A 26,530-nucleotide genomic window follows, 5' to 3' on the forward strand; every position below is an offset into this window, starting at 1 on the left:
GGCCGGAGCCTCGGGCTGCTGGACGGGCGCGGCCGGAGCCTGCGCGGCCGGAGCGGCGGGCGCGGGCTTGGGGGCCGGGGGACGCGGAGCCGCGGGCTTCGGGCCGGGCATGGCCTTGGGCGCTGCGGGCTTGCTGTCCGACGTGGCTGCCGGCTTGGACTCCGCCGGTGCGGCGGGCGCTGCGGCAGCAGCGGGTGCGGGTGCCTTGGGCTTCGGAGCGGACGGCTTGGGAGCCGACGGCTTCGAGGACTTGGCTTCGTAGGCGTCACGAAGCCGCCGGGCCACGGGGGCCTCGACGGTCGAAGACGCGGACTTCACGTACTCGCCCTGTTCGGCGAGCTTGTTCAGAACTTCCTTGCTCGTAACACCGAGCTCTTTCGCGAGCTCATGTACTCGGGCCTTGCCTGCCACTGCTCTCCTTGGTCGTGAGGCCGGCGGGCAAGTCCCATCGACCTCGTCTTAACGTCGCGCGTTCATGTCTTCAGCTTCACGGCTGACTCATGACGGGTCGACCTGCTTCCTTGTTGCTTGCTGGCCACGGGGCTGTCCCGAGGCCAAGTTCCCGTGCTGCTCCAGGTGCTCGCGCAACAAAGCGACGTCGAGTGCTCCCTGGACCCGGAGGGCCCGCGAGAACGCCCGTCGCCGCTCGGCGTTGCGCAGACATTCGAGATCGAAATGCAACCAAGCACCCCGACCAGGAAGTCGCCTGCAGACGTCCGGAACCACCGAACCGTCCACCGCGACCACACGCAGCAGCTCAGAGGGCAACGTCCGAGTACGGCATCCAATGCACGTGCGAACAGGGCCGATGTGATGGGTTGCCGAACCCGACGTTGAACCGTTGATGAGTCTATCCCCTGGAGCTCATTCGGCCGAACTGGATGTGACTGCTCCGGCAGCCGGGGACTCCGCATCGCTGCGGATGTCGATGCGCCAGCCGGTCAGGCGCGCGGCCAGGCGGGCGTTCTGGCCCTCCTTGCCGATCGCCAGCGACAGCTGGAAGTCCGGCACCACGACGCGTGCCGTCTTGGCACGCTCGTCGAGCACCCGCACGGACACAACCTTCGCTGGTGACAAAGCATTCCCGACGAAAGTAGCGGGGTCGTCGGAGAAGTCGATGATGTCGATCTTCTCGCCGCCGAGCTCGTGCATCACGTTGCGCACGCGGGCACCCATCGGGCCGATGCAGGCGCCCTTGGCGTTCACTCCGGCAACCGTTGATTTCACCGCGATCTTCGAACGGTGACCTGCCTCACGTGCCACCGCAGGGATCTCCACGGTGCCGTCCGCGATCTCCGGAACCTCGAGGGCGAACAACCGCCGCACGAGGTTCGGGTGGGTGCGCGAGAGAGCGATCTGCGGTCCGCGCGCGCCGCGGGACACGCTCACGACGTAGCACTTGATGCGCTCGCCGTGGTTGTACTGCTCGCCCGGCACCTGCTCGGCCGGCGGCAGCACGCCTTCGGTGTCACCGACCTGCACGACGACCATGCCGCGGGCGTTCGCGCGGGCGTCGCGCTGCACGACACCGGCGATGATCTCGCCCTCCTTGGCGGCGAACTCGCCGAAGGTGCGCTCGTGCTCGGCGTCGCGCAGGCGCTGCAGGATGACCTGCCGCGCGGTGGTGGCGGCGATGCGGCCGAAGCCTTCCGGAGTGTCGTCCCACTCCTCCTGGACCGTGCCGTCCGGACCGAGGTCCTGCGCGAGCACGCGCACGACGCCGGTCTTGCGGTCGATCTCCACGCGCGAGTGCGTCGCGTGTCCTTCGGTGTGCTTGTAGGCGGTCAGCAGTGCTGACTCGATCGCCTCCAGAACCGTCTCGAAGGGGATGTCCTTTTCACGTTCGATCGCCCTCAGGGCGGCGATGTCGACGTTCACCTCGGCTCCTCCTTCGGTGCTTTCCGAGTGAGCCGAGCCAGTTCCTCGACCGGCGGCTGCTTGAACTCGATCTCCATGACCGCGCGTTCGATGTGGCGGTACTCCACGCGCTTCAGCTCGCCCTGGTGCAGCAGCTCGACACCGCTCTCGTCGCACTCGCCGACCCGGCCGAACCACTCGACCTGGTCGGGCTGCTTGATCTTCACGAGACGCAGGTGCGCGCGCTTCCAGTGGCGCGGACGGGTGAGCGGGCGGTCGACACCCGGCGAGGTGACCTCGAGGGTGTACGGCCCGTTGATGATGTGGTCGTGCTCGTCGAGCGCGGCGGAGACCACCCGGCTCGCCTCGGCGACCTCGTCGAGCCCAATGCCGTCCTCGCCGTCCACGACGACCTTGACCAGACGGCGGCGCCCAGCCTGATTCACGTCGAGTGCGTCGAGGTCGAAGCCGACGGCCTCGAGCGCTTCCCGCACAACGGGTGCTAGCTGCGCGGCAAGCTCTCCGCGCGGCGGGCTGGACACGTGGTGTCTCCTTCAGTTCGAACGCATGAAAACCCCGGCCGACGGTGTTTCGGCGGCCGTGGACGCTCAGACTATCTCGTTTGCCCGCCTCCCACCGCGCCGCACGCCTGCTGGCAAGATGGGTTCGCGTGATCTCCGAATCGGTCAGCCGCCGCCGCGTGCTGTTCGCGGTGGCCGCCGCACCGCTCGCTGTTGCGTGCACCGCAGAACCTCCGACGCCACCGCCGCCGGACCCGTTGTCGGCACTGGCCGCGCAGGCCAGGGCGGACGCGGCGCTGGCGAAGACGCTCACCACCGTGCCGGCGGCCGCGGAGATCGCCAAGGCCCGCGAGACGCACGCCGGCCTGCTGCAGGCCGAGGTCGACCGCGAACGGCCGCCGCTGTCCTCGACGGCGCCGCCCGCACCCACCACCCCGCCCACGCCGCCGGACCCGTTGGCAGCACTGCGGACCGCGCTCGACGACGCCGTGCGCGACGCGTCGGCCGTCGTCGCCCAGCTGCCCACCTACCGCGCGGGTCTCGTCGGCTCGGTGGCCGCGGGCTGCGCTTCGTTGCGGGAGGTGCTCGCGTGAACAACGTGGACGCAGTGCAGACCGCGCTCGGGACCGAGCACGCGGCGTTGTGGACCTACGGCATGGTGTCGGCGTTCCTGGGCAACCAGGCCGCTGCCGTAGCGGAGGGCGCCAACGCACACCGCGCGCGCCGTGACACGACGGAGCGGTGGCTGCGGGACAAGGGCGCGACCCCGAACCCGCCCGCTGCCGCCTACCTGCCGCCGTCGCCGGTTTCGGACGGGCCTTCCGCGCTGGCCGCGCTGGTTGCGGTCGAGCAGGACACCTGTGCGGCGTGGCGCGGGGTGCTGGAGCGCACCGACGAGGCGGCGCTGCGGACGTCGGCGCTGGACGCGTTGACGACGGCGGCGGTGCGGGCGACCCGGTGGCGCAAGGCCGCGGGGACCACCCCGGCATCGATCACGATGCCGGGCGTCGCCTCGGGCTGACGACCAGTTTCCGCATCCCGGAAGTCACGCGCGGACCCCGCATAACCCAGGTAGGCACGCGGGGAGCTTTCGCACTCTCCTGGAGTACGCGGGGGCCCCGCGTGCGGTCAGTCGCCGAACGAGGACGCGAGCCGGATCGCGTCGGCGGAGACCTTCTTCATCTCCTTGTTGTGCGCGAGCGCGTCGGTGCCCTTGGTCGGCGAGTCCGACTCGACGATCACGACCAGCTGGTCACGTTGCTCGGAGGCATACCCGCCGTTGGCCAGCGTGGTCAGCGGCGGCACGCTGATCGCCTTGTCCAGCACCAGGTCCTTGACGTTGCCGGTGCCGTCCTTCTGGGTCAGCTCGCGCAACGCCTTCGCCTCGGCCGCGGTCTTCATCTTCACCACGGACACCGACGAGTAGACGGTGCGCCCGTCCGGCAGCTTGGCCGTGTAGAACGCCCGCGTCAGCTGGATGCACGGCGTGGTCTTGAAGAACGCCTGCGTCTGGCTCGTCGCGTGGGCCGCGCAGTCGCTGTCCTTCACCGGCTCCGGGAGCTCCGGCACGGTGGTGAACTCGAACTCGCCCGCGGTCTTCTGCGGCTGGGCGACCGGCTGGTCGACCGGGTCCGACGGCTGCAACACCCACCACACGAACCCCGACACCACCGCGACGCCGACGAGCGCCAGAGCCTTGCCCACCCACGTCGACTTCCTCTGCGGCGGAGGCTGCGGGGGCAGCTGCCCCTGGCGGTTGTCCATGATCGACTGGAGCTTCATCAGCTCGTCGGCCGGGTAGAGCGGCGCGGTGTCGGTGGGCCTCGGTGGGAAGCGAGGCAGGTTCTGGGTCACCTCTTCAGGCGACTGGCGTGGTTCCGACACAAGGACCCACGGTAACGGACGGCGGTCAGCCAAGCGCTTTGAGCACCCGATCGACGTCCTCGATCGTGTTGTACAGGTGACACGCAAACCGCGTGCGACCTGCACGAACCGATGAGACGACGTCCGAAATGTGCGGTACGTCTACTGAGACGATCGCCGAGCCGTTGGGGGTGAGCCCGAGCCCGGTCAGCAGGTGATCCGTCAGATTCACGCAATGCGCGCGCACGGCCTCCAGGTCCAGCGACGCCACCCACGGGAGCGCGACCGCCGCACCGACGTGCGCGTGCCACGTCGGCGAGAGGTCGAACCGCCGTGCGTCCGAACGGAGCACCAGCTCGGTGCCGTAGTTCTCCTCGGTGCTGTACCAGTTCGCGGCCACCGGCCTGAGGAAGTCCATCCGGTCCGGCCGCACCGCCAGCCAAGCCGCACCGCGCGGTGACATCAGCCACTTGTAGGCGACACCGACGACGAAATCGGCCCACGCCAACGACAACGACATCCACCCGGCGGCCTGGGAGACGTCCAGCAGCACCGGTTTGCCGCTGGCTTTCAGGCTTTCCAGGTCCGCGATGGCACCGTCCGCCGACTGCACCACGCTCACCGCGACCAGGTCCGCCTCGTCCACTGTGGACACGATCTGGTGCCCGGCCGCGACGAACGGCAGCGTGACGCTGGTGAACTCGCCCGGTTCGACGAAGACCTTCGACCCGTTCGGCAACGCCTGGGCGACGAGCGACACGAACTGCGAGACCGTGGCGCCGCACGCCACCGACGTCGCAGGCACCCCGATCAACTGCCCGAACGCCGCGCGGGACGTCTCGACGACCTCGTTGAACGACGACGACGTGTCCTGGCCGCGCCGCCACCGTTCGTGCGCCGCGGCCACCGCGTCGGCGACGTGCCGCGGCGGCACCCCGATGGACGCCGTGTTCAGATATCCCGGCTGAACGTCGAAAACCGCTCCGAACGCCTCACGCATGCGCGAGCTGCTTGTCGCGCTTGCGTCGCGCGTAGACCTGCTTCTTCACCTTGGCGATCACGGTTCCATCCTGCCCGACGACGTCGGTCTCGAACCAGATCAAGGCCTTCTCTCCGGTCGCCGTCTGCTCGAGCACCTCGTCCACGTGCTCGTCGGTCAGCCGGAACTCCGCGTAGACCGTGCCGCGGCCGGGCGCCCTGAACTCGATCTCGCCCGATTGGTCCCACACGACGTGCTGGTTGTCGAGCTGGTTGAACAGCAGGAGCACCCAGAACGGGTCGGTCATCGAGAACAGCGACCCCCCGAAGTGGGTGCCGAAGAAGTTGCGGTTCCACGGGCGCAGACGCATCCGCACCCGCGCGTACCGGTAGTCCGGCGAGATCTCTTCCACGCGGATCCCGGCGAACAGGAACGGCGGCCACAGGTTCATCCCGAAGCGCAGGCGGCTTGCCTTCATAAAAAACAGTGTTACACAACTTCCTCCAGCAACGCGTGTGACCACTGCCATTGCACTCGTCGCCGCACCCCCGGGAGCTCACCGCGTCCGGTGCACCACAGCAGCAGCGCGACCGGGTCGGGATGCTGCGGAGCATCTGGGAACAGCCGCTCGACCACCGGTGCGCAGCGCTCCGGCCGCCACTCGACGCCGAACGCCTGGGTGATGTCGTGGGTGTGCATCGTCAGCTCGGTGATGCCCATCGCCGCGAACCCCGCCGCGTCCGAGGTGCCCCACGGGTGCCACGCTCGCGCGTCCGGACTCGCCGCGACGGCGCGGGACAGCAACGTGGCCGTGGTCTTGACGCCTTCGAGGCAGTGCTCCAGCGGCAGGCCGGGCCGCAGCGTGCCGAGCAGGCTGGTCCAGCGGTGCTCGGCACGGGTGGTCAGCAGGGCGGTGTAGCCGAGCAGGCCCTCGACGACGTGGTCCAGCGTGGCGCGGCAGGACCACTCCAGTCCGTTGGCGCGCCGGGAGAAACCGTCCTCCGGCAGGGTGCTCAGGATCCGCACGCAGTCGTCGGCGGCGGCATCGAGCAGGTCGGGCCAGTTCATCTCAGGCCGCCCGCAACAGTTCGACGATCCGGGCCCAGCCGTCCGTGCCGTGGCCGGCTTCGACGGCCTTCAGCGCGTAGTCGTGGAACAGCCGCGGCAGCGTCGGGTCGATCTTGCGCACCTCGCTCGCGTGCACCAGGTGGTTCAGCGTGGCGAGGTGGACGTCCAGCGTGGCGTCCGAACCGGGGTAGCTGCCGGCGTCGACCTGCTCGGCGTAAGTGCCGATGAACCCGGCGACCGGGCCGAGCCAGCGGGTGGCCAGCGGGGTGAAGTGCGCCGCCGTGGCACCGTCGGCGGTCACGAGCGCGCTGGCGTGCAGCCATCCGGTGAGCGTCGCCCACATGATGCCCAGCAACGCCGTGTCGTACAGGGCGGCGAGGCCGGGGTCCGCGCCGAGGTTGACCGGTTCGGCCAGCGCGGACAACAGGTTCCTGGTCTCGGCGAAGGCGTCCTGGTCACCGCTGTAGAGGATCATCGAGCGCTCGTCGCCGATGCCGGGTGGCGTGGTCATGATGCCGCCGTCGACGTAACGCAGACCCTGTCCGGCCATCTCGCGGGCCTGTTCCGGTGAGCCGGAGGTGAGGTTGACGAGGATGCCGGGCAGTTCGGGGTCGAGGATCTCGGTGAGCGCCGGGTAGTCGAGCACGCAGGCCACCACCACGGGTGCGGACCGTTGCGCCTCGAGTGCCGAACCGGCGGCGTGCGCGCCCAGAGCCACCAGCGGCGCGACCTTGGCTGCCGAGCGGTTCCAGACCGTGACGCGGTGGCCGGCGCGCAGGAAGGCAGCGGCGAGCGCGGAGCCCATCTGACCGAGTCCGAGCACGGCAACATCGGAGTGCATTGCGTTGTCCCCCAAGGATTGTTGGTTGATCACCACAACCCTCGCAAGCCGTGCCGGGTACGAACAGTGGCAGAAATGCCGACTGTCGAACGATTGCTGCCAGCTACCGTGGGCGCATGAGCGTGGTGGCGATCTTGGTGACCGACGACGACGCGCCGGCCCTGTGGGACGTTTACGAGGCCGGGCTGGCTTGCGTGGTGTTCGGCGTCGACCACTTCGACCCCTGGTACACGATGCGGTTGTGCGGCTTGAACCCCGCGGCGCCACGAGCGCAGTCCGGCTGGGTGCTGAGGCCCGAGCACGGTTTGGAGGGCCTCCACGGCGCGGACACGATCATCGTGCCGTCCGTCCCGCAGGCGGTGCTGGACGGAACCGAACCGCTGGACCCGTTGCTGGTCAAGGAACTCCAGGACGCCGCGGACAACGGCGTGCGCATCGCCGCGTTGTGCAACGGTGCGTTCGTGCTGGCCGAAGCCGGGCTGCTGAACGGGCGACGCGCCACCGCGCACTGGTCGTACACCGAACGGCTGGCCCGCCGGTATCCGCAGGTCGAGGTCGACGACTCGGTGCTCTACATCGACGACGGCGACGTCCTCACCAGCGCGGGCGCGGCGGCCGGGCTCGACCTGTGCCTTCACTTGGTGCGGCAGGACTTCGGCGCGCACATCGCCAACCAGTTGGCGCGCAAGCTGTGCGTGCCCGCTCATCGCACCGGAGGGCAGGCGCAGTTCGTCACCCGGCACGTACCCGAGACCGACGACGACAGCATCGCGCCGGTGCTGGAGTGGGCGGTGCGGCACCTGGACCGGCCGCTGACCGTCGCCGAGCTCGCCCGCCGCGCCGGGATGAGCCAGCGCACGTTCTTCCGCCGGCTGCACGACGCCACGGGCAGCACGCCGTTGCAGTGGCTGCTCGCCCAACGGGTCGCGCACGCCCAGGCGTTGCTGGAAACCACGTCGCTGTCGGTGGAACAGGTCGCCGAGCGCTGTGGCCTGGGCACGGGCGCGAACCTGCGCCGGCACTTCACCACCCACGTCGGCGTCGCGCCCACCGACTACCGCCGCGCCTACGCGGGTTGAATGTCGCCATGGGAACCAACCGCGAGAAGATGATCAACGGCGAGCCCTACCTGGCAATGGATCCTGAGCTGGAGGAGGACCGGCAACGGGCGCAGCGCCTGATGATCCGCTACAACGCCGCGGAGCCGGGCGACTACGAGGGCATGCACGCGATCCTGAAGGACTTCGTCGCGGAGATCGGCGAGAACACGGTTCTGCTGCCGCGCCTGCAGATCGAGTACGGCTACAACACGCGCATCGGCGCGAACAGCTTCATGAACTACGACGGGATCATCCTGGACTGCGGCCCCGTCACCATCGGCGACAACGTGATGATGGGCCCGCGCGTGCAGCTGCTGACGGCGTTGCACCCGGTCGAGGACCACGACGCGCGCATCGCGGGCTGGGAGACCACCGCGCCGATCGTCATCGGGGATCGCGTCTGGTTCGGCGGCGGCGTCATCGTGTGTCCCGGCGTGACGATCGGCGACAACACCGTGGTCGGCGCGGGCAGTGTCGTGACGCGTGACTTGCCTGATCACGTGCTTGCGGTCGGCAACCCGGCGCGGGTCGTTCGTAAGATCTAGTGCTATGCGCAGCGAGGAGATCCAGGTCCGCACCGGTGCCGAAGAAGTCGTGCATGACCTGACGCGAGAGTGCGAGCGGTTCCTCAGCAGTGAGAACGGCGACGGCCTGCTGCACGTGTGGGTGCCGCACGCGACCGCCGGTGTCGCCATCATCGAGACGGGCGCGGGCAGTGACGACGACCTGCTGACCGCGTTGGAACGGATCCTGCCCCGCGACGTGAAGTGGCGGCACCGGCACGGCACCCCTGGCCACGGCCGTGACCACGTGATGCCCGCGCTGGTGCCGCCCTACGCGACGATCCCGGTGCTAGGCGGTGTGCTGGCGCTCGGCACGTGGCAGTCCATCTGCCTGGTCGACACCAACGTCGACAACCCCGTCCGCACGGTCCGGCTGAGCTTCCTTGCCGGCTAGCTCAGCTTTCTTCATGGCAAGCAGCACGAGCCCGACGAGCGCGATCCCGCCGAACACCCACCACTCGGTGCTGATCGAGCTGTCGTACATCAGGCTGCGCAGGCCTTCCGTGGAGAACCGGAACGGCGTCCACGACCACAGGACCGCTTTGTAGGCCGGGTTGAGCAGCTCCGGCACCTGGCCCGCCACCGCGGGCGCCATCAGGTAGAGCAGGCCGAGCACGCCCATCGCGCGGATGCCCAGGTGCTTGAACAGCCCGGCCTGCAGCAGTGCGAACGACACGGCGACTGCGAGCATGAAGGTCATTGCTTCTGTCGTGAACGTGACGCCCCACCAGGCCAGCAGCCCGACCACGACGCCTTCCACGAGCACTGCGGTGGTCAACGCCGCGAGCAGCCGGTGGCGGCGTCCCTTCAGCACCACGAACAGCAGTCCGGCGACCATGCCGCCGACCCACAGCAGCGCACTCGCCGCGAGTGGCGCCGTGCGTTCGGCAGCGGAGACGGCCTGGGTCTCGGTCTTCACCGGCAGTCCGGCGCCCTGCGCGACACCGGTCAGCACCTGCTGCGCGACCTGCGTGCCGGACGGGTTGACCGCGGGGTTGAGCCGGATCGTCGCCTGGCCTGGCGAGATCTCCAGAACGCCGTAGACCTCCTTGTCCGCCAACAGGGTCCGGGCTTCGTCGGCGGTCGCTGTTCTGATGTCGACCTCGGCCGAGTCGGCTGCTCTGACGCGTTCCGCGATCGGCGGAGGCGCCACGACGGCGAGCGGGATGTCGTGCGGGTGCACGGTGGCCTGCACGCCGAAAGTGAGCAGTCCCAGGAGAAACGCCACCACTGCGCCTGCGACGGCGGTGACCAGCGCGGTGCGCATCACGAGCCTCCATTTGTTCATCAAGCGTTGAATTTAGTTGGCACGGTACGCCCGACACGCTCATGAAGTCAACGGTTGATGAATTAAGTCCTGTCAGACCCACCAGGTACCGTTTGCCGCGTGACTTACCCAGGTGGCGGCGGACAGGGCGGCTGGAACGACCAGCAGGGCTGGGGCCAGCAGCAGGGTGACCACCCGAGCGGCGGCTACCAGACCGGCGGCTACCCGCAGACGGGTGGTTTCCCGCAGCAGGGCGGCTTCCCCGATCAGGGCGGCTTTCCGCAGCAGGGCTACGGGCAGTACGGCGGTCTCGGCGTCTACGGCGGGTTCGACAGCGAACCGCCGAAGAGCAAGAAGAAGCTCTGGCTGGTCATCGGCGCCGTGGTGCTGGTGCTGCTGGTCGGCGGCGGCGTGACCTGGTTCGTGCTCTCGCGCGACTCCGGCGACCCGAACGCGCAGAACAACCCGTCCACGCCCACGAGCGCCTCCTCGCAGCCGACCACCGGCAAGTGCAAGAACGACGACATGCAGTGCGTCGAGACCTCGCTCGGCTACAACTACGAGGTCCCGAAGAACTGGGACGTCGTGTCCGAAGCGAAGATCCCGCTCGACAAGTTCCCCGGCATCTCGCTCACCGGCGTCACCACCTACGGCGACTACTCGTGCGAGGGCAAGTCGTTCACCAAGGGCACCAACGGCGGCGCGCTGCTGCCCAAGGGCGACATCAACCAGACCACGACCGACTTGGCCAAGGCCGTGGCGACGCAGTTCTACGCGTCGGGCGGCGACCCCCAGGTCACGGCGGCCCAGCCCAAGCCGGTGAAGATCCAGCACACCCAGAAGGACGGCAAGAAGGTCGTCGTCGACGGCGTGCAGGTGGACGCCACGGTCACCCAGACGGGCAACAAGTGCCTGGCGAGCAAGGGCATCGTCAAGGTCATCGTGCTCAACGGCAGCAACAAGCTGCACGCGCTCGTCGTGAACGGCGACCTGGAGGGCGGCGGGGGCGGCGCGAACCCGCCGCTGCCCAAGGAGGCCGAGCTGCAGAAGATGGTCGACTCGCTGGTGCCGACCACGTAGCAGGCCGGTCGGCTGGCGCGCCGCCGTTCGAGGGGACGGCGGCGAGACGTGCGCCCGCCAGCCGAGGCCAACGGCCCAACCCGCTCGTCGGCCAAGCCCGAACACCGCTCCGCACGCCGTCCGGGGGACGGCAGCAGGCTTGCGCACGCCCACCACCAGCCCGACGGCAGTACCGCGCGCTTCAGCTCACCAACACCGAAGGTTCGGGCTGCTTCTGCCGGCCACATCCAGCGCGGCGTGTTGCGTACCTCAGCTCTAGCGCGCCGCCGTTCGAGGGGGACGCGGCGAGAACTTGCGCGTGCCTGCCGCCCCAGGCCAGCGACACAACCGCGCTCAGCTCACCAACACCGAAGAGCCGGATGCCGCACTGCCGACGCCCCCACCGCCTCACACGCGACGTCCACCACGGCCGTCGCCGACCGCAGCCATAGCCACGAACCACACCATCCCGCGCCACGTCCACCGCGATGCGTCGCCGACCTCAGCCCTGACGCGCGCCGCCGTTCAACGGGACGGCGGCGGGCAGCGGGTTCTCCACGGTGATCTTCTCCAGCACCGCCAGCGCCTTGCTCTCCCACAGCGCCAGCCGCAGCTCCTGGAACGTCATCATCGCCTGCTCCACGATCGCGATCGCGTGGAACGTCTCCCCCCGCTGCGACACCAGCTGCGCCAGGTCCAGCCGGATCCGCGCCGCCCCGACGCGGTCGAGGTTCTCCTCGCACAACCGGATCGCGCGCCGCAGCAACCGCCCGGCCTCCGCGAACATCCGCATCCGCCCGTGGATCAGCCCGAGCGAGTGCAGCGCGTAGCTCTCGCCCACGGTGTCGCCGGAGCGCTGCACCATGCCCAGCACCGACGTGATCAGCTGCTGTGCCTGCTCGTACCGGCCCTGCACCAGCATGGCGCCACCGAGCCGGTACAGGACCTGGGCCTCGACCCGCGGGCTCGAGATCTCCCGGCACATCCCCAAAGCGCCGCGCAACTGCCCCACCGCGAGCTCGTGTTCGCCGCGGTCCAACGACAGCTGGGCGAGCTGAGACACCACGTAGGCCTGACCCACGACGTCGCCGACGCGTTTGAAGCCGGCCAGCGACTGCTCGAAGATCCGGGTCGCGACCTCCGGCCGGCCCTCGTTGTACTCCAGCAGCCCCAGGTTGCGGCGCACCAACGCCAGGCCGTGGCAGTCGTCGAGCTCGGTGAAGAGCTCCAGTGCGGGTTCCAACGCGGCCCGCGCCGTCTCCATGCGCCGCTGGCTGTGGTGCAGCGATCCGAGCGAGCAGAGCAGGGCCGCGGTGCCGCGCTTGTTGCCCGCCCTGCGCACGGCCTCCAACGCGCGTTCGTGGGTTTGCTGCCAGTCGTCGAGGTAGCTGCGGGTCTCGAACAACGTCACCAGCGTCATCGCGAGGTCCCAGCACAGCTCGTCCAAGCCCGCGTCGGCGGCCTGCAGCACGGCCGCGCAGATGTTCGGGCGCTCGCTTTCCAGCCACCCCAACGGGTCCTGCAGCACCTGGTCCAGATACGGGGCGTGCGGCTGCCAGCGCTGGCCGTGGCCGTGCAGCACGGTGAAGTCGCCGCCGTACAGCCGTTGGTGTGCCTGCTCGGCCATGGCGAGCCAGCCGCCGGCCACGCGTTCCACGGCGGCCAGTTGGGTGGCCGGGGACTCGTGCACGGCCAGTTGTTCCTTGGCGAACAACCGGATCAGGTCGTGGAAGCGGTAGCGGGGCAAACCCGTGATGTCGCTGCCGACCACGTCCAGCAGCTGCGCGTCGACCAAGCGCTCCAGGAGGTCGAAGCCGCGGTGGCGGTCGTCGTCGGTGAGCGCGGAGGCCGTCCAGACCGGCAGGCTTTCCGCCTCCAGCAACGACATCATTCGCATCACCCGGCACGTGTCGAGTTCCAGGCCGTCGTAGGTGAGCGAGAGGCTGGCGCGCACGACCATGTCGCCGTGCACCAGTTCGTCGAGGCGATGGCGTTCGTCGGCGAGACGTCCGACCATCGACGCCAACGTCCAGTGCGGGCGCGCGGCCAGTCGTGCGCCGATGATGCGCAACGCCAGGGGCAGACCTCCGACGACATCCACCAATGCCGATGCCGCAACGGGTTCGCTCTCCAGGCGCTGCGTGCCGATGATCCGGCCCAGCAGCTCGAGTGCGTCGTCGGAGTCCATGAAGTCGACGTCGACCAAATGAGATCCGGCGAGACCGGTCAACCGGGTCCGGCTCGTGACGACGACACCGCACGTCGGCGAACCCGGCAGCAGCTGGTGGACCTGCGACTCGCTGCCCGCGTCGTCGAGCACGACCAGCACCCGGCGGTTGGCGAGCATGCTGCGGTACATGTCCGCGCGCTCGTCCACACCATCGGGCAACGTCGAGCCCACGGCGCCCAACGCGGACAGGAACCGGCCGAGCACCTCGGCCGGTGTGGCCGGTTGGGCCTGCGTACCGCGCAGGTCGCAGTAGAGCTGGCCGTCCGGGTAGGTCTCGGCGGCCACGCGGTGCGCGACGTGAACCGCGAGAGCGCTCTTACCGATACCTGCCTTTCCCGAGATGTTCACCACGGGCATGGTCAGGTGGTCGCCGGACAGCACCGTCTCGGCACGCGCCACGACGTCCTGGCGGCCGATGAAATCCGAGATGGTGGCCGGAAGCTGGTGCGGTGACACGACGTTCTGCACGGTGACCGGGACCGGCTTCTCCTGCTCGAGGCGCAGCACCTCGTCGTCGGTCAGAATCGCCGTCTCGAGCTTGCGCAGCTGGTCGCTCGGTTCGAGACCGAGGTTCTCGATGAAGAGGTCGCGGCCGGTGCGGTAGACGTCGAGCGCCTCCGACTGCCGGCCGGACCGGTAGAGCGCGAGCATCAGCTGACCGCGCGGGCGTTCCCGCAGCGGGTGTTCGGTCACCATGCTCTGCAATTCACCGATGAGCGCGTGATGCCTGCCGAGCAACAACTCGATGTCGACGCAGTTCTCCAGCACCGACAAGCGTTTCTCGTCCAGACGTAAAGCTTTGTTCTGCAACGTGGCCGCGGCGCCGCCGAGCGCTGGTCCGCGCCACAGCGCCAGTGCCTGCCGCAGGACCGCCGACGCCTCCTCCATGCGACCCTGGCGGACGGCGGCGTCCGAGTCGGCCACGCGGCGTTCGAAGAGGAAGGTGTCGATCTTGTCGCCGGCCACGCGCAGCAGGTAGCCGGGCTGCCGGGTCTCGATCTGGGCGTCGACGTCGACCCGTGCGAACTCCCGCCGGAGCGCGGACACGCAGATCTGGATCTGCGCCCGCGCGGTCGACGGCGGGGTGTGCTCCCAGACGAGGTCGATCAGCTGGTCCATGCTGACCACGCGGTTGGCCTCGAGCAGCAGAGCGCCCAGGATCGTCTGCTGACGTCCCGGGGGCACCTGAACCTGCTCCTCGGCGCCGATGACCTCGATCGGACCGAGCAGCTTGAAGATCAGTTTTTCATCGGGGGCGGAGCTCATGACGGACGACCCCTCGCGCCTTTATCTCTCGCAAAGCCCCAACACCTCACGCTCCGGACGTTTCCCGTTACGGTTTCTCCGTGACGGAATTACACTTTACGGATGCGGCGTCACTCAGTTCATTGCCATCCGGTCCGAAAAACGCGGAAAAAGGCACACCCAGGGCGTCACCTCAAGATCGGTCAACAATATGAAAATGTTTCACTTCCCGTCGTTGACCTCCCGTTAACTGCACCGAAAGTTGGCCACTTGGATGGGTGATGATCTCCAAAGTTAGCCCTGGCAGGGAAAACTGTCAAGATCCTTCTTGTGTATCAGCACACGATCCACCATAATGCACGCGATCTCAATAGGCATCTCATTTGGAGATGATCGGATCAGCGACATCGGGGCAGATCAAGCAGTACGTGTGCCCGAGAATTCACAGGTGTCGGCGGCGGCTTCAGCACGATCGTACGTCATGGCGCCAGACATCCTGAACGACTCATCGAGGTTACTCCGAGCGGCACAAGCCGTTCGTTCGGATCGCTAACCGCACCCAACCATTGCGGTACACCGCACCTAATTCCTCGGATAAGCCACCACCCTGCGTAGTAACAGCTGTTTGCTGACCGGCGGATCAGCCGCCGAGGCGTCTCAACTGGCCACTTCAGTCCCGCCATCACGGCCGATTGATACGCGGTGGGTGCGCGATAGAGCGGCGATGGGCGGCACTCCTAACTTCGTTCTCAGACGCCGCTCGAAGGTGTCTGAAGCAGAACTCGAAGCCAAGGTCCGACCAAGCACGAGGAGGCCGACATGATCCGCAAGACGACCGCAGCCGCTCTGGTTCTCTCCGCCGTCCCCGCGGCCCTGGCGCTTTCCCTCTTCTCCGGAACCGCGCAGGCCGACGACACCCCGTGGAGCAAGGGCCTCGACGGGGACACGCCGTGGGGCAAGGTCATCGCCGACGACGACACCCCGTGGAGCCGCGGCCTCAGCGCCTCCGACGACGACACGCCGTGGAGCAAGACCGTCACGCTCCCCTCCCTCCCGTCCGACGACGACACCCCGTGGGACGACGACACCCCCTGGAGCTGATCACTCCCCGTCCGTCCGGATAACAACCTGTGGGAGGCCAGGACCATGCGATTCCACCTGCTGGGCGCTCTGGAAGTCCTCGACGACGACCTGCCCGTGCCACTGGGCGGCGTCAAGCAGCGCGCGGCTCTGGGTTTCCTCCTGCTGCACGCCAACCGCGTGGTGGCGACGAGCAAGCTGCTCCAGGCGCTGTGGTCGCGGGACGTCCCGCCCACCGCACGAAAGATGCTGCAAAACGCGGTCTCCGGACTGCGCGGCGTTCTCACTCCCCACGGCAGCAGCTCTGAAGGCTCTGCGCTGCTGCTGACCCACGCGCCGGGCTACCTGCTCCGTGTGGACCCCGACTCCCTCGACCTGTCGCGGTTCCAGCAGCTCACCGAACAGGGCCGGGGCGAACTCTCCGCCGGCAACTGGCCCACGGCCGCCAAGGTGCTCCGCAAGGCGCTGAGCCTGTGGCGCGGACCGGTGCTCGCGGATCTTGCGGAGACCGGTATCAACTGGCCGGAGCTGACCGCCATCAAGGACTGGCGGCTGGCGACGCAGGAGGACTGCTTCGAGGCGGAGCTGGCCTGCGGAAGGCACTACGAGATCATCGGCGAGCTGGAGTCGTTGATCGAGGTCGAGCCGTATCGCGAACGGCTCAACGGCCAGCTGATGCTCGCGCTCTACCGGTGTGGCCGGCAGGTGGACGCACTGAGTGTCTACCGCCGCACGAGGGCGGCGCTGGTGGAAGAGCTCGGTCTCGAACCGGGCCGCGAGCTCCAGGAGCTGGAACGCGCGATCCTCGACCACGCCCCCGCGCTGGACCTCCCACCGTCGGTGCAACGCAGGCACCTGCTCGCCGTCGGCCAGACTCCTGCGCCTGTGGTGATCACGCCTGCGCCCGTGGTGGAGCCTGCTGCAGTGGACGTGACGACCGTGGAGCGCAAGCTCGTCAGCGTCGTGATGGTGTCCGCCCAGCTCGGTCTCGCGGCCGGTGACGGTGACCCCGAGGACGTCGACGAGGTGCACCAGGAAGTTTCCGCTGTTGTGCGCGCCGAGGTGGAACGCCTCGGCGGTGTCGTCGGAGGCAATGTCGGCTCCGTCTTCCTGGCTTTGTTCGGTGTGCCCAAGACCGCTGAGGACGACGCCGACCGCGCCGTGCGCGCTTCGTTGGCCATCCGAGACCGTCTCGCTGCCGTCGCCGACGTGCAGATAGGCGTGGCGACGGGCGACTCTCTCGTTCGCCTGCCCGCTTCGGGTGCGCCGACCGCGACCGGCGTGCTGCTCGATCAGTGCCGTCAGCTGATGGCGCTGGCGCCGCTGGGTGCGGTTCGTGCGTGTACATCCACCCGTGACGCCGCTGCTTCCGTGACGTGGGCAGCTGACCCGGCCCCGACCGGCGGCTGGCAGGCGGTCTCCTGCGTCTCCCCGCGCGGCGAGACCCGCCGTACGCAGGCCGCTGTGCCGTTCGTCGAGCGCGAACGTGAGTTGCTCGTCCTACAAGGCCTTCTCGACGAGGTCCGCACCCGCCGCCGCCCGCACTTCGTGACCGTGCTCGGCGAAGCGGGCGTGGGCAAGACACGTCTCGTCAACGAGCTCACTTCTTCGTGCACCACCGCTTTGAGCGGCACCGCAACGGCTTTCGGCGACGACCACGGCTACGGCCCGTTGCTGGACGTCGTGCGCGGGTTCGCCTCACCGGAGACTTTGCGCGCCGCCGTCTCGTCGTTGGTCGGCGTCGGCGAGCTCGCGGACCGCCTGCACGCCAGCCTGGCCGGTCTGGTCGCGGGCTCTCCCGACGTGCCGGCCGACTTCCCGGCGTGGCGCCGTTTCCTGGAGGAGATCGCGGACTTCGAGCCGCTGGTCGTCTTCTTGGAGGACCTGCACTGGGCGAACGACGTGGTGCTCGACTTCGTGGAGGAGCTGAGCGAGCACGCGGGTTCCGTACCGCTGCTGGTGGTCGTCACCGCTCGTCCCGAACTGCTGCAGCGCCGTCCGTCGTGGTTCGGCGGCAAGCGCAACGCGACCACGATCAGCCTGGAACCTTTGTCCCACAACGGAAGCCGAAGTCTGCTCAACTCACTGCTGTCGGCCGGCGAGCTCTCCGCCGAGCTGTGGCAGACCTTGGTCTCGTGCGTCGGCGGCAACCCGTTCTTCGCCACCGAGTACGCCCGGATGGTGTCCGATCCGCGCATCCAGTGCCTGCACAACGAATCCGGCCTGCCAGTTCCGCCATCCGTGCGCGGCGTGCTGACCGCACAACTCGACTCGCTGCCGTTCGAGGTGAAGGCGGTCCTGCAAGACGCCGCCGTCGTGGGCGATCTCGTGTCTCCCGGTGCGGTGGCCGCGACGGGTCAGCGCGACCCCGGCGACGTCGCGCTGGCGCTGGAACTGCTGGAGCAACGGGACTTCCTGCGCCGGCAGGGGCGCAACAGCGAGACCGGCGAGATCGAGTACGGGTTCCGGCACGCGCTGGTGCGCGACGTCGTGGCCGACCAACTGCCGCGGGCGGTGCGCACGTCGAAACAGGAACGCGCCGCCGCGTGGCTCGCCGAACCCGCGCTGGACCTGATGCTGGACCGCCGGGCAGGCTGATCGATCTTGTCGGTGCTGCTGAGTACGTTGAAACGCAGGGGTTCCCAGTTCGAGGGGACCCCTGCGTCAGCGTGCCTTACGGCGAATATCAGTGCTGCGGTGCCCGGCGCGGACGGCCGGTTCCTGCGGTCCGGCCGAAACCACGACCGCCCTCGGAACGCTCCGAACGACGCGGGCCGCTGCGGAACTCACCGCCACCCTCACCGGACGAACGGCGCGGTCCACCGCGGAACTCGCCGCCTTCCGAACGACGGCCGGAGCCACCGCGGTACTCGCCACGACCGCCGGCGGACGGGGCGCCAAAGCGACGACCACCGCCGCCACCGCGACGGGCCGGCTTCTCGCGCTCGATGATCGGCTCACCGCTCGGGATGCGCGCACCCGTGATGCGGATCAGATCGTCGTCGCCGGGGCGCACCTTCGTGCTCTCCGGCCGGATGCCCGCACGTGCGGCCATGCCCTGGACTGCGCGGCGCTGGTCGTGCGTGACCAGCGTGACGACCGTGCCGGACTGGCCCGCGCGCGCCGTGCGGCCGGCGCGGTGCAGGTAGTCCTTCGGGTCGGCCGGCGGGTCGACGTGCACGACGAGCGAGACGTCGTCCACGTGGATGCCGCGGGCTGCCACGTCGGTCGCGATCAGGACCGGCGTGGTGCCCTCGCGGAACTCGCCGAGCACGCGGGTGCGGGCGCTCTGCGCCTTGCCGCCGTGCAGGGCGCCCGCGTGGACGCCGACGGAGCGGAGCTTCTTCGCGAGGCGGTCGACGTGGTGCTTGGTGCGCACGAACATGATCGTGCGGCCCTCGCGCGCGGCCACCTCGGTCACCACGTTCTGCTTGTCCTCGGCGGACACGAACAGCAGGTGGTGATCCATCGTCGTGACGCTCGCCGTGGCCGGAGCCACCGAGTGCGTCACCGGGTTGTGCAGGTACTGGCGGACCAGCTTGTCCACGTCGCCGTCGAGCGTCGCGGAGAACAGCAGGCGCTGGCCGTCCTGCGGGGTCAGGTCGAGGATGGCGCGGACCTGGGGCATGAAGCCCATGTCCGCCATCTGGTCGGCCTCGTCCAGCGCGGTGATCTCGACCGAGCCGAGGTCACAGGTGCCCTGGCGGACGTGGTCGGACAGCCGGCCCGGCGTGGCGATCAGCAGGTCGACGCCGCGGCGCAGGTGTTCGATCTGGCGCGGGAACGACGTGCCTCCGACGACGACGCGGCACCACAGGCCCAGCGAGCGGGCGTGCGGCATGAGCGCCGTCTCCACCTGCATCGCGAGCTCGCGGGTCGGGACGAGGATCAGGCCGCGCGGCTTGTTCGGCATCGAGCGGCCGCCCGCGAGACGGGACAGCATCGCGAGGCCGAACGCCAGCGTCTTGCCGGAGCCGGTCTGGCCGCGGCCGAGGATGTCGCGGCCGGACATGGAGTCGGGAAGGGTGGCCGCCTGGATCGGGAACGGCTCGGTGATTTCGTTGGCGACGAGCGAGCGGATCAGCGCGTCGGCCAGGCCGAGCTCGGCGAACGAGGGCAGCGGGCCTTCCGGCAGCGTGCTCTCGAAGTGCTCGGCGACGATCGGCTCCTCGACCCGCTGCTGCGGACGCGAGGAGTTGCCCTGGCGACCCGAGCGGCGCCGCGGTGCCCTGCGGCTGTTAGAGCGCTCGGAACGACCTTCGGACATTGATGGCAAAACAAACCTCCGGGACATGGCACGTCTCGAGGCTGCCCCGCGCGCTACCGCGGTGCCGATCACAAGGACGGGCCCGGCGTGATGGTCACGCCGTGATGAGTGGGTGGAAACACCGGTCAACGGCTGTCAGGCCTTCATCGGTGTACAGCACAGTCTAGCCGATCATCGGCCAGACCTTGCGCGCCCGGCAGTGTCGTTGGACACGGCCGGGCGCGCAACGTGGGTCACGCCATACCGGCCACGTCCAGCAGCGTTGCCACCAGCGCGGACGGGTCGGCGATCTCCGGCGGCAGGCCGCGCGCGGCGAACCAGCCGCTGATGTTGCGGACGTCGCGGTCGAGGAACTCCACGCCGCGCGGGTTCGCGACGAGGTCGACCACCTGCGGCAGGTCGATCATGATCAGCCTGCCCTCGTGGACCATCAGGTTGTACGCGGACAGGTCGCCGTGGGTGAGGCCCGCCTCCGCGAGCGTCATCAGCGTCGCGACCAGCTGACGCCACAGGTCGAGCAGCTCGTCCTCGTCCGGACGGGTCTGCGCGAGCCGCGGTGCCGCGTTGCCCTCGTCGTCACCGATGAACTCCAGCAGCAGCTCCGTGCCGCTGCGCTGCACCGGATACGGCACTGGTGCGCCGATCTGCCACAGCCTGGCGAGCGCGGCGAACTCCGCGACCGCCCACTGCTCCGCGATCAGGTTGCGCCCGAACGCGGTGCGGTTCTGGATGGCCCGCATCTCGCGGGACTTCTTCATCCGGCGACCTTCCAGATACCCCGCGTCGCGGTGGAACATCCGGTGGTCGTTGCTGCGGTAGCGCTTGGCTGCGAGCAGGCACGCCCGCTCGCCCATCGCGCGTTCCAGCAGGAAGACGTCCGCCTCCTTGCCGGTCTTCACGATGCCCAGCTCGCGGTCCACCGCGGCCAGCTCGGTGATGAGCCACGCCGGGTAGGGCTTGGGGCCCTGATCGGCGTCGCCCCAGGTGGACCAGCGGTCGCCGTCCTCCGGCGTGTCCGCGGTGCTGAGCTGGTCCTCGCGCAGTCGCGAGACTCGCAGCTTCTCTTCTTCGGTCATGCGGCCGCGACGCGTCGGCTCCGCGTCGTCGGCGGTTCGGTTGGTGCGCTTTCCCTTGCGCCGCATGCTGTCGTCGGCGCCATCGAAAGCAGACTCGTAGCGTTCGTAAAGATCGTGCTCGCGCACGGTGGGGTCTCCCAGAAGATGAAGGTGACCGCCCCACTGGCGCTCTGCGATCAAACGGTGCTGATCAGGCGCGAAGGGCGGAGGGACGGGTCGCGGTGCCACGTCCGAAGACAGGCTCTGACATCTCGCACCTCCTCGTTCCTCACGCCGCACTTCGGCTGCGGTGAAGCTTGCCCGGTCGCGCTCTGGGTGCGCAACCGAATTAATCCGTGATCAGATCGGCGGTCTTCTCGCTCGTCGGGACGACCTTGAGGCCGGCCTTCTGCGCGAGCTTGACCAGGCCTTTCAGGTCGCTCGGTTCGGCGCTGCTGCGCGCGATGGCGCGGGCGAGCAGGCCCTTGTGCGCCTTGTTGAAGTGGCTGACGACCTTGCCCTCGCTGGTGATCACCCGGACGACGACGGCGTGCGGGATCTTCGCGAGGCTCGAGTAGGCGCCGGAGCGCAGGTCGACCACGAACTCGTCGGCCTCCACGAGCACCGGTTCGAGTGCCGGCTTCCACAGCGTGCGCAGGCTGCCGTGGGACGGGAGCGTGCTGCCGCCGGACAGCCGGTACGCGGGCACCGGGTCACCGCCGCGGATCGCACCGAACAGCGCCGACGCGACCGCGAGCCGCTGGTAGGCGCGGTCCCGCTCGGCCTTCTTGAGCGTTCCGAAGTCCAGGTTGTCGTAGAGGACGCCGGTGTAGCGCAGCAGCGCAGGCGTCGTCTCGGACGTGCGCAGTGCGGCGTTGCGGTGGACCTCATCTATCTGGCGCTCGGAGATGTCGAGCGCCTTGAGGCTCGCCTCTATGTCCTTGGCGAGGTCGGCCAGCGCGGACACCAGCTTGTCGCGCACGGGGTTGAGCTCCGGGAACGACAGCGCGTCGAGGTCGAGCGGCCCGCCCTCGCCGCCGATCGCCTTGGTCTCCGACGGGGGAAGCAGCACCAGCACGGTTGGCAAGCGTAGGTGTTCGCTACGGCGCCTGCAGCGTCAGGTACGCGAGGCCGAGCGTGCCGCGCCACCCGCGCAGCCGGTAGGTGCGCTGCGTGTCGGCCTTCGCCCTGACCGCGTCGGCGTGCTCGGAGTCCGGGTTGTCGCGCAGCCAGCGTTCCCACGCCAGCGCGTGCCCGTTCTCGAACACGTCCCACTCGTCCAGGCTCGCCTGCTCCACGGCGAGCAACCGGTACCCGTGTTCGTGCGCCAGGTCGACCAGGTCGGCGACCGTGCCGTACTGGTCGCGCGGGATCGGCATGGCGGCCAGCTGCTCCTCGGTGGGCGGGCGCTCCCAGAAACCCTCGCCCAGCAACAGCTTGCCCTGCGGGTTCAGCAGTTTCCGGGCGGCTGCGAGCGCGTTCGCGGTGTGCTGCAACGGGTCTCCGCCCCACACCTGGCTGGCGCCGTTGACGATCACGACGTCGGCCGGCTGCTCGGGTCGCCACTGCTGGACATCTACGGCGTGCAGGCTGACCCGCGCGGTGAGGCCTCGTGCGTCGGCGTTGGCCTGAGCCTGGGCGATCGCCGTCGCGTCGCGGTCGACGCCCGTGCCGGTGGCGGTGGGCGCGGCTTCGAGCGTGCGCAGGAGAAGCTCCGCCCAGCCGCAGCCGACGTCGAGCACGTGCTTCTCGTCGAGCGGCTGGAGGCCACGGATCAGTCGTGCGGCCCGTTCCTCGGACAGCGGTCCGTGGAACGTCAGGTCGTCGTGCAGCGGCGCGATCTCTGGTGTCGTCATCGCACGCAGGATGTCTGTGCGGCCTGTTCCGGGCAACGCGTTATTCGGTTGTTGGGCCCATCACCTCCCCGTAGCTTCGATTTCGTGGAACTCGTGCGGCGCCCGCTCACGACAGCGGACATCCCTGCGGTGACCGCGCTTTACAACGCGGTCGAGGCGGTGGACGACACCGGCGAACTGCTGTCCGAAGAGGACTTCGCCGAGACGTTCGCCGAGACGGACCTGCCCCGCGGTTCTCTGGGCGTGTTCGCGGACGGCACGCTCGCCGCCTACGGCCTCGTCGTGTTGCGCGACAACCCCGTCGGCACGCACCGCGTCCGCCTCGACGGGTTCGTGCACCCGAAGTTCCGCCGCAACGGCATCGGACGTGAGCTGCTGACGCGCATGATCGCGTCGGCGCGTCTGTTGCACGCCGAGCGCCACCCGGCCATGCCGCTGGTGGTGTGCACCATGGTCGAGAGCCGCTTGGCGGGCCTCCTGACGCTGGTCGAGTCGTTCGGCTTCAGCGCGGACCGCCACTTCCACGAGATGGAGGTGGCACTGGGCGAGTCACTCGCCCAGGTCCCGATCCCGTCCGGCTACGAGATCGTGCCGTTCTCGCCGGCCCGCGACGAAGAGGTCCGCCAGGTCTGCAACGCGGCGTTCGCCACGCACTGGGGTTCGGTCGAGCGCAGCCCGGAGGAATGGGCCGCGTCCTTCACGAACAGCAAGCGGTTCGTTCCGGAGCACTCCTTCCTGGCGCTCGCGGACGGCGCCGTCGTCGGCTTCGTGCTGGCCCGGCACTACCCGGTCGTCGAGGAGTTGACCGGCGTCCGCGAGCTGTGGATCGGGGACGTCGGCACACTCGCCGAGCACCGCGGGCGCGGCGTGGCCTCGGCCTTGCTGAGCTGGACGCTGGCTCAGGGCAGGGCAGCGGGCTACGACCGGGCCGGGCTGTCCGTGGACACCGCCAACTCGACCGGTGCGCTCGGCGTGTACGAGCGGGCCGGGTTCAAGCTGGCGCGGACGTGGATCGACTACGGGTTGCCCGTCGAACTGGACTAGGACGGCCAGGGCACCTCACGGGTCCGCCACCCCACGAGGCACCTGGCTGCGCTACCGGCACGCTCGGCAGGAACGAGCACGTCGGGTCCGAACGGACAGGGCACCTCACGGGTCCACAACCCACGAGGCACCTGACCGAACAACCGGCGCACTCGGCAGGAACGAGCACACCGACTCCGAGCCGGCACAGACCCAGATCGACTACGACCTGACCGTCGAACTCGACCAGCACGGGCAGAACAGACCGCACGGCAACGGACCACCGGCAGCCGGGCACCTCACGGGTCCGCAACCCGCGAGGCACCTGACTGACCAGAGCTATTCGGTCGCCTGGCCGACGCAGAACTGGTTGCCGTCCGGGTCGGCCAGCACGGTCCAGTCGATCCCGGGAACGCTGTGCTCGGCCACCTCGGTGGCGCCGAGCGCGACCAACCGGGCGACCTCCGCCTTGCGGTCCGGCACGTGCGAGTCGATGTGGACGCGGTTCTTGCCCGGCGTGGCGTCCGGCACCTGCTGGATGCCTAAAGCGACGCCGTGCTCGGTGCTCGGCGCGAGGACGATGAACTCGCCCCAGTCGCTCTGGACGGTGGTGCCCAAAGCGGCCGTCCAGAACTCCGCGAGCTTGCGCGCGTCGCCGGTGTCGATGGTGATCATGGCAATGGTCAGGGACATGCGACGGACGCTACTCAGGGGGTCTGACAATTTTGGTTCGCGCAGGTCAGAAGCAATGAAACCCGCCGTCGCGAAGTCGCGAGAGGCGCAACCAGTACGCTGCCCCAACAGCCCGTGAACGAGGAGTACCCACCGTGATCACCAGGATGTCGTCTCTGTTCCTGCGCACTCTTCGCGAGGACCCGGCCGACGCCGAAGTGCCCAGCCACAAGCTGCTGGTGCGCGCCGGCTACGTCCGCCGCGTCGCGCCGGGCGGGTACACCTGGCTGCCGCTCGGGCTCAAGGTGCTGCGCAACATCGAGGCCGTCGTCCGCGAAGAGATGGACTCGTTCGGCGCGCAGGAGATCCAGTTCCCCGCCCTGCTGCCCAAGGAGCCCTACGAGGCTACGAACCGGTGGGAGGAGTACGGGCCCAACCTGTTCCGCCTCAAGGACCGCAAGGGCGCGGACTACCTGCTCGGCCCCACGCACGAGGAGATGTTCACCCTCACCGTGAAGGGCGAGTACAGCTCGTACAAGGACTACCCGGTCACGCTGTACCAGATCCAGACCAAGTACCGCGACGAGGCGCGTCCCCGTGCGGGCATCCTGCGCGGCCGCGAGTTCCTGATGAAGGACTCGTACTCGTTCGACCTCACCGACGAGGGCCTGAGCCAGTCGTACCTGAACCACCGCGACGCCTACATCCGCATCTTCGACCGGCTCGGGCTGCAGTACGTGATCGTCTCCGCCACGTCCGGCGCGATGGGCGGCTCCGCGTCCGAGGAGTTCCTGGCCGTCGCGGAGACGGGTGAGGACACGTTCGTCCGCAGCACCGAGTCCGGTTACGCGGCGAACGTCGAGGCCGTCGCGACGCCCGTGCCCCCGGCTCAGTCGATCGACGACAAGCCCGCAGCGGTCGTGCACCACACGCCGAACACGCCCACCATCGAGACCCTGGTGGACTTCCTCAACGCGAACACCGACCGCAAGTTCACCGCGGCGGACACGTTGAAGAACGTCCTGGTCAAGGTGCAGCAGCCGGGCCAGAAGGACTGGACGCTGCTCGCCGTCGCCGTCCCCGGTGACCGCGAGGTCGACTTCAAGCGGCTCGAAGCGGCGCTCTCCCCCGCGGAGGTCGCGATGGTCGACGAGGCCGACTTCGCCAAGAACTCGTTCCTGGTCAAGGGTTACATCGGCCCTGGCGCGATCCAGGCGAACGGCATCCGCTACCTCGCCGACCCCCGCGTCGTCACCGGCACCGCGTGGGTCACCGGCGCAGACAAGGCCGACCACCACGTGGTGGACCTGGTGGCGGGCCGCGACTTCACGCCCGACGGCGTCATCGACGTGGCCGACGTCCGCGAGGGCGACCCGTCCCCCGACGGCAAGGGCGTGCTGGTCGCCGCGCGCGGCATCGAGATCGGCCACATCTTCCAGCTCGGCCGCAAGTACGCCGACGCGTTCTCGCTCGACGCCCTCGGCCCGGACTCCAAGCCCGTGCGCATCACCATGGGCTCGTACGGCGTCGGCGTCTCGCGCCTCGTCGCGGCCATCGCCGAGCAGTCCCACGACGAGCGCGGCCTGATCTGGCCCCGCAACGTCGCGCCCGCCGACGTCCACGTGGTCGTTGCCGGCAAGGACGAGACGCTGATGGCGGCCGGCGAGGACTTCGCGAAGCAGCTGAGCGCGCGCGGCGTGAAGGTGCTGCTGGACGACCGCAAGGCGAGCCCCGGCGTGAAGTTCGCGGACGCCGAGCTCGTCGGCATCCCGACGATCCTGGTGATCGGCCGCGGTCTGAAGGACGGCACCGTCGAGGTCAAGGACCGCCGCTCGGGTGACCGGGTCGAGGTGCCGGTCGCCGAGGCCGTCGACCACCTGGTCAGCGTCGTCAACAGCTGAGTCCGAACGTCACGAACGCCCGGCCGGGAATTCCTGGCCGGGCGTTCGTCGCGTTCAGGGTGCGGCATGGGGCGGAACTGGTA

The 26,530-nt window shown here is 69.1% G+C and carries 26 protein-coding genes; 10 read left to right on the plus strand and 16 right to left on the minus strand.

All coding sequences use genetic code 11. The annotated features are described in order from the left end of the window. The 4 genes from DI276_RS03170 to rimP all read right to left on the minus strand — a co-directional run. Positions 1–411, minus strand: a 411-nt coding sequence (locus DI276_RS03170; protein WP_198680437.1) for a translation initiation factor IF-2 N-terminal domain-containing protein, incomplete at its 3' end; no start/stop codon positions are given. Between the two features lie 87 nt (positions 412–498). Continuing rightward, on the minus strand, positions 499–747 hold the full coding sequence (locus DI276_RS03175) for a YlxR family protein (RefSeq protein ID WP_408610490.1): 249 nt from the start codon (positions 745–747) through the stop codon (positions 499–501). A 117-nt stretch (positions 748–864) separates the two neighbouring features. Beyond that, positions 865–1,878 carry a transcription termination factor NusA gene (gene nusA, locus DI276_RS03180; protein WP_112261771.1) on the minus strand — a complete coding sequence of 338 codons (1,014 nt, stop codon included), beginning with the start codon at positions 1,876–1,878 and terminating at the stop codon, positions 865–867. Beyond that, positions 1,875–2,399: a ribosome maturation factor RimP gene (rimP, locus tag DI276_RS03185; RefSeq protein ID WP_112261772.1), complete on the minus strand. Its 525-nt coding sequence runs from the start codon at positions 2,397–2,399 to the stop codon at positions 1,875–1,877. The genes nusA and rimP overlap by 4 nt, the downstream gene beginning before the upstream one ends. A 128-nt stretch (positions 2,400–2,527) precedes the next feature. On the opposite strand from rimP, the gene DI276_RS03190 reads away from it, so the two are divergent. Together DI276_RS03190 and DI276_RS03195 are read left to right on the plus strand one after the other, a co-directional pair. Continuing rightward, on the plus strand, positions 2,528–2,971 hold the full coding sequence (locus tag DI276_RS03190) for a hypothetical protein (protein ID WP_112261773.1): 444 nt from the start codon (positions 2,528–2,530) through the stop codon (positions 2,969–2,971). Next, on the plus strand, positions 2,968–3,399 hold the full coding sequence (locus tag DI276_RS03195; protein ID WP_112261774.1) for a ferritin-like domain-containing protein: 432 nt from the start codon (positions 2,968–2,970) through the stop codon (positions 3,397–3,399). The genes DI276_RS03190 and DI276_RS03195 overlap by 4 nt, the downstream gene beginning before the upstream one ends. Positions 3,400–3,506: 107 nt before the next feature. Here DI276_RS03195 and DI276_RS03200 read toward each other — a convergent pair whose 3' ends face one another. From DI276_RS03200 to DI276_RS03220, 5 genes are read right to left on the minus strand one after another with little or no spacing between them, the layout of a single operon-like run. After that, entirely contained in the window at positions 3,507–4,262 is a 756-nt protein-coding gene (locus DI276_RS03200) for a hypothetical protein (RefSeq protein ID WP_157984491.1), read from the minus strand. A gap of 25 nt (positions 4,263–4,287) precedes the next feature. Next, the gene (locus tag DI276_RS03205) at positions 4,288–5,241 is read right to left on the minus strand and encodes an aminotransferase class V-fold PLP-dependent enzyme (RefSeq protein WP_112261776.1); all 954 of its coding nucleotides are present in this window, start codon (positions 5,239–5,241) and stop codon (positions 4,288–4,290) included. Next, positions 5,234–5,698 (minus strand): DUF4442 domain-containing protein, encoded by a 465-nt coding sequence (locus DI276_RS03210; RefSeq protein ID WP_112261777.1) that lies wholly within the window; start codon positions 5,696–5,698, stop codon positions 5,234–5,236. Before DI276_RS03210 ends, DI276_RS03205 begins: the two co-directional genes overlap by 8 nt. 11 nt (positions 5,699–5,709) lie before the next feature. Continuing rightward, the gene (locus DI276_RS03215) at positions 5,710–6,288 is read right to left on the minus strand and encodes a maleylpyruvate isomerase N-terminal domain-containing protein (protein WP_112261778.1); all 579 of its coding nucleotides are present in this window, start codon (positions 6,286–6,288) and stop codon (positions 5,710–5,712) included. Between the two features lies 1 nt (position 6,289). Then, the gene (locus DI276_RS03220; protein WP_112261779.1) at positions 6,290–7,129 is read right to left on the minus strand and encodes an NAD(P)-dependent oxidoreductase; all 840 of its coding nucleotides are present in this window, start codon (positions 7,127–7,129) and stop codon (positions 6,290–6,292) included. A 116-nt stretch (positions 7,130–7,245) separates the two neighbouring features. On the opposite strand from DI276_RS03220, the gene DI276_RS03225 reads away from it, so the two are divergent. Genes DI276_RS03225 through DI276_RS03235 form a run of 3 tightly spaced genes read left to right on the plus strand, consistent with a single transcriptional unit; the run spans position 7,246 to position 9,186 of the window. Beyond that, a complete protein-coding gene (locus DI276_RS03225) occupies positions 7,246–8,208 on the plus strand; it encodes a GlxA family transcriptional regulator (protein ID WP_112261780.1) in 963 nt (320 codons plus the stop codon). 8 nt (positions 8,209–8,216) lie between these two features. Then, a complete protein-coding gene (locus DI276_RS03230; protein ID WP_112261781.1) occupies positions 8,217–8,774 on the plus strand; it encodes a sugar O-acetyltransferase in 558 nt (185 codons plus the stop codon). A gap of 4 nt (positions 8,775–8,778) precedes the next feature. Beyond that, a complete protein-coding gene (locus DI276_RS03235) occupies positions 8,779–9,186 on the plus strand; it encodes a YjbQ family protein (RefSeq protein WP_112261782.1) in 408 nt (135 codons plus the stop codon). On the opposite strand, the gene DI276_RS03240 is transcribed toward DI276_RS03235, so the two are convergent. Then, positions 9,082–10,059 carry an ABC transporter permease gene (locus tag DI276_RS03240; RefSeq protein WP_232836419.1) on the minus strand — a complete coding sequence of 326 codons (978 nt, stop codon included), beginning with the start codon at positions 10,057–10,059 and terminating at the stop codon, positions 9,082–9,084. The two genes, DI276_RS03235 and DI276_RS03240, sit on opposite strands and share 105 nt — an antisense overlap. 120 nt (positions 10,060–10,179) lie before the next feature. Between DI276_RS03240 and DI276_RS03245 the strand changes: the two genes are divergently transcribed. Beyond that, complete coding sequence (locus DI276_RS03245; RefSeq protein WP_112261784.1) at positions 10,180–11,139, plus strand: hypothetical protein; 960 nt, start codon at positions 10,180–10,182, stop codon at positions 11,137–11,139. A 481-nt stretch (positions 11,140–11,620) separates the two neighbouring features. Here the strand turns inward: DI276_RS03245 and DI276_RS03250 are convergent, their stop codons facing one another. After that, complete coding sequence (locus DI276_RS03250) at positions 11,621–14,614, minus strand: AfsR/SARP family transcriptional regulator (RefSeq protein WP_112261785.1); 2,994 nt, start codon at positions 14,612–14,614, stop codon at positions 11,621–11,623. 798 nt (positions 14,615–15,412) lie between these two features. On the opposite strand from DI276_RS03250, the gene DI276_RS03255 reads away from it, so the two are divergent. Together DI276_RS03255 and DI276_RS03260 are read left to right on the plus strand one after the other, a co-directional pair. Then, positions 15,413–15,694 (plus strand): hypothetical protein, encoded by a 282-nt coding sequence (locus DI276_RS03255; RefSeq protein WP_112261786.1) that lies wholly within the window; start codon positions 15,413–15,415, stop codon positions 15,692–15,694. Between the two features lie 45 nt (positions 15,695–15,739). Further along, on the plus strand, positions 15,740–18,271 hold the full coding sequence (locus DI276_RS03260; protein WP_112261787.1) for a BTAD domain-containing putative transcriptional regulator: 2,532 nt from the start codon (positions 15,740–15,742) through the stop codon (positions 18,269–18,271). An 88-nt stretch (positions 18,272–18,359) separates the two neighbouring features. Here DI276_RS03260 and DI276_RS03265 read toward each other — a convergent pair whose 3' ends face one another. From DI276_RS03265 to DI276_RS49715, 4 genes are all read right to left on the minus strand, one after another. Then, positions 18,360–19,940, minus strand: coding sequence for a DEAD/DEAH box helicase (locus tag DI276_RS03265; protein WP_112261788.1), 1,581 nt, complete (start codon positions 19,938–19,940; stop codon positions 18,360–18,362). A 233-nt stretch (positions 19,941–20,173) separates the two neighbouring features. Then, complete coding sequence (locus tag DI276_RS03270) at positions 20,174–21,142, minus strand: serine protein kinase RIO (RefSeq protein ID WP_408610491.1); 969 nt, start codon at positions 21,140–21,142, stop codon at positions 20,174–20,176. A gap of 202 nt (positions 21,143–21,344) precedes the next feature. Continuing rightward, positions 21,345–22,073 (minus strand): peroxide stress protein YaaA, encoded by a 729-nt coding sequence (gene yaaA, locus DI276_RS03275; RefSeq protein WP_112261789.1) that lies wholly within the window; start codon positions 22,071–22,073, stop codon positions 21,345–21,347. 22 nt (positions 22,074–22,095) lie between these two features. Then, positions 22,096–22,851, minus strand: a complete 756-nt coding sequence (locus tag DI276_RS49715; RefSeq protein WP_112261790.1) for an SAM-dependent methyltransferase — start codon at positions 22,849–22,851, stop codon at positions 22,096–22,098. 84 nt (positions 22,852–22,935) lie between these two features. On the opposite strand from DI276_RS49715, the gene DI276_RS03285 reads away from it, so the two are divergent. After that, a complete protein-coding gene (locus tag DI276_RS03285) occupies positions 22,936–23,895 on the plus strand; it encodes a GNAT family N-acetyltransferase (protein ID WP_198680438.1) in 960 nt (319 codons plus the stop codon). A 318-nt stretch (positions 23,896–24,213) separates the two neighbouring features. On the opposite strand, the gene DI276_RS03290 is transcribed toward DI276_RS03285, so the two are convergent. Continuing rightward, positions 24,214–24,567: a VOC family protein gene (locus tag DI276_RS03290; protein WP_112261792.1), complete on the minus strand. Its 354-nt coding sequence runs from the start codon at positions 24,565–24,567 to the stop codon at positions 24,214–24,216. A 134-nt stretch (positions 24,568–24,701) separates the two neighbouring features. Here DI276_RS03290 and DI276_RS03295 point away from each other — a divergent pair, with 134 nt between their 5' ends. Further along, positions 24,702–26,447: a proline--tRNA ligase gene (locus DI276_RS03295; protein ID WP_112261793.1), complete on the plus strand. Its 1,746-nt coding sequence runs from the start codon at positions 24,702–24,704 to the stop codon at positions 26,445–26,447. Positions 26,448–26,530: the final 83 nt, after the last annotated feature.

The organism is Lentzea terrae (assembly GCF_003265345.1).
GTDB classification, from domain to species: domain Bacteria; phylum Actinomycetota; class Actinomycetes; order Mycobacteriales; family Pseudonocardiaceae; genus Lentzea; species Lentzea terrae.

Coding starts and splice junctions, on each gene's coding strand:
- DI276_RS03205 (WP_112261776.1), bottom strand. CDS start 5,241: ATGCGTGAGGCGTTCGGAGCGGTTTTCGACGTTCAGCCGGGATATCTG.
- DI276_RS03210 (WP_112261777.1), bottom strand. CDS start 5,698: ATGAAGGCAAGCCGCCTGCGCTTCGGGATGAACCTGTGGCCGCCGTTC.
- DI276_RS03215 (WP_112261778.1), bottom strand. CDS start 6,288: ATGAACTGGCCCGACCTGCTCGATGCCGCCGCCGACGACTGCGTGCGG.
- DI276_RS03220 (WP_112261779.1), bottom strand. CDS start 7,129: ATGCACTCCGATGTTGCCGTGCTCGGACTCGGTCAGATGGGCTCCGCG.
- DI276_RS03225 (WP_112261780.1), top strand. CDS start 7,246: ATGAGCGTGGTGGCGATCTTGGTGACCGACGACGACGCGCCGGCCCTG.
- DI276_RS03230 (WP_112261781.1), top strand. CDS start 8,217: ATGGGAACCAACCGCGAGAAGATGATCAACGGCGAGCCCTACCTGGCA.
- DI276_RS03235 (WP_112261782.1), top strand. CDS start 8,779: ATGCGCAGCGAGGAGATCCAGGTCCGCACCGGTGCCGAAGAAGTCGTG.
- DI276_RS03240 (WP_232836419.1), bottom strand. CDS start 10,059: ATGCGCACCGCGCTGGTCACCGCCGTCGCAGGCGCAGTGGTGGCGTTT.
- DI276_RS03250 (WP_112261785.1), bottom strand. CDS start 14,614: ATGAGCTCCGCCCCCGATGAAAAACTGATCTTCAAGCTGCTCGGTCCG.
- DI276_RS03255 (WP_112261786.1), top strand. CDS start 15,413: ATGATCCGCAAGACGACCGCAGCCGCTCTGGTTCTCTCCGCCGTCCCC.
- DI276_RS03260 (WP_112261787.1), top strand. CDS start 15,740: ATGCGATTCCACCTGCTGGGCGCTCTGGAAGTCCTCGACGACGACCTG.
- DI276_RS03265 (WP_112261788.1), bottom strand. CDS start 19,940: ATGTCCGAAGGTCGTTCCGAGCGCTCTAACAGCCGCAGGGCACCGCGG.
- DI276_RS49715 (WP_112261790.1), bottom strand. CDS start 22,851: ATGACGACACCAGAGATCGCGCCGCTGCACGACGACCTGACGTTCCAC.
- DI276_RS03290 (WP_112261792.1), bottom strand. CDS start 24,567: ATGTCCCTGACCATTGCCATGATCACCATCGACACCGGCGACGCGCGC.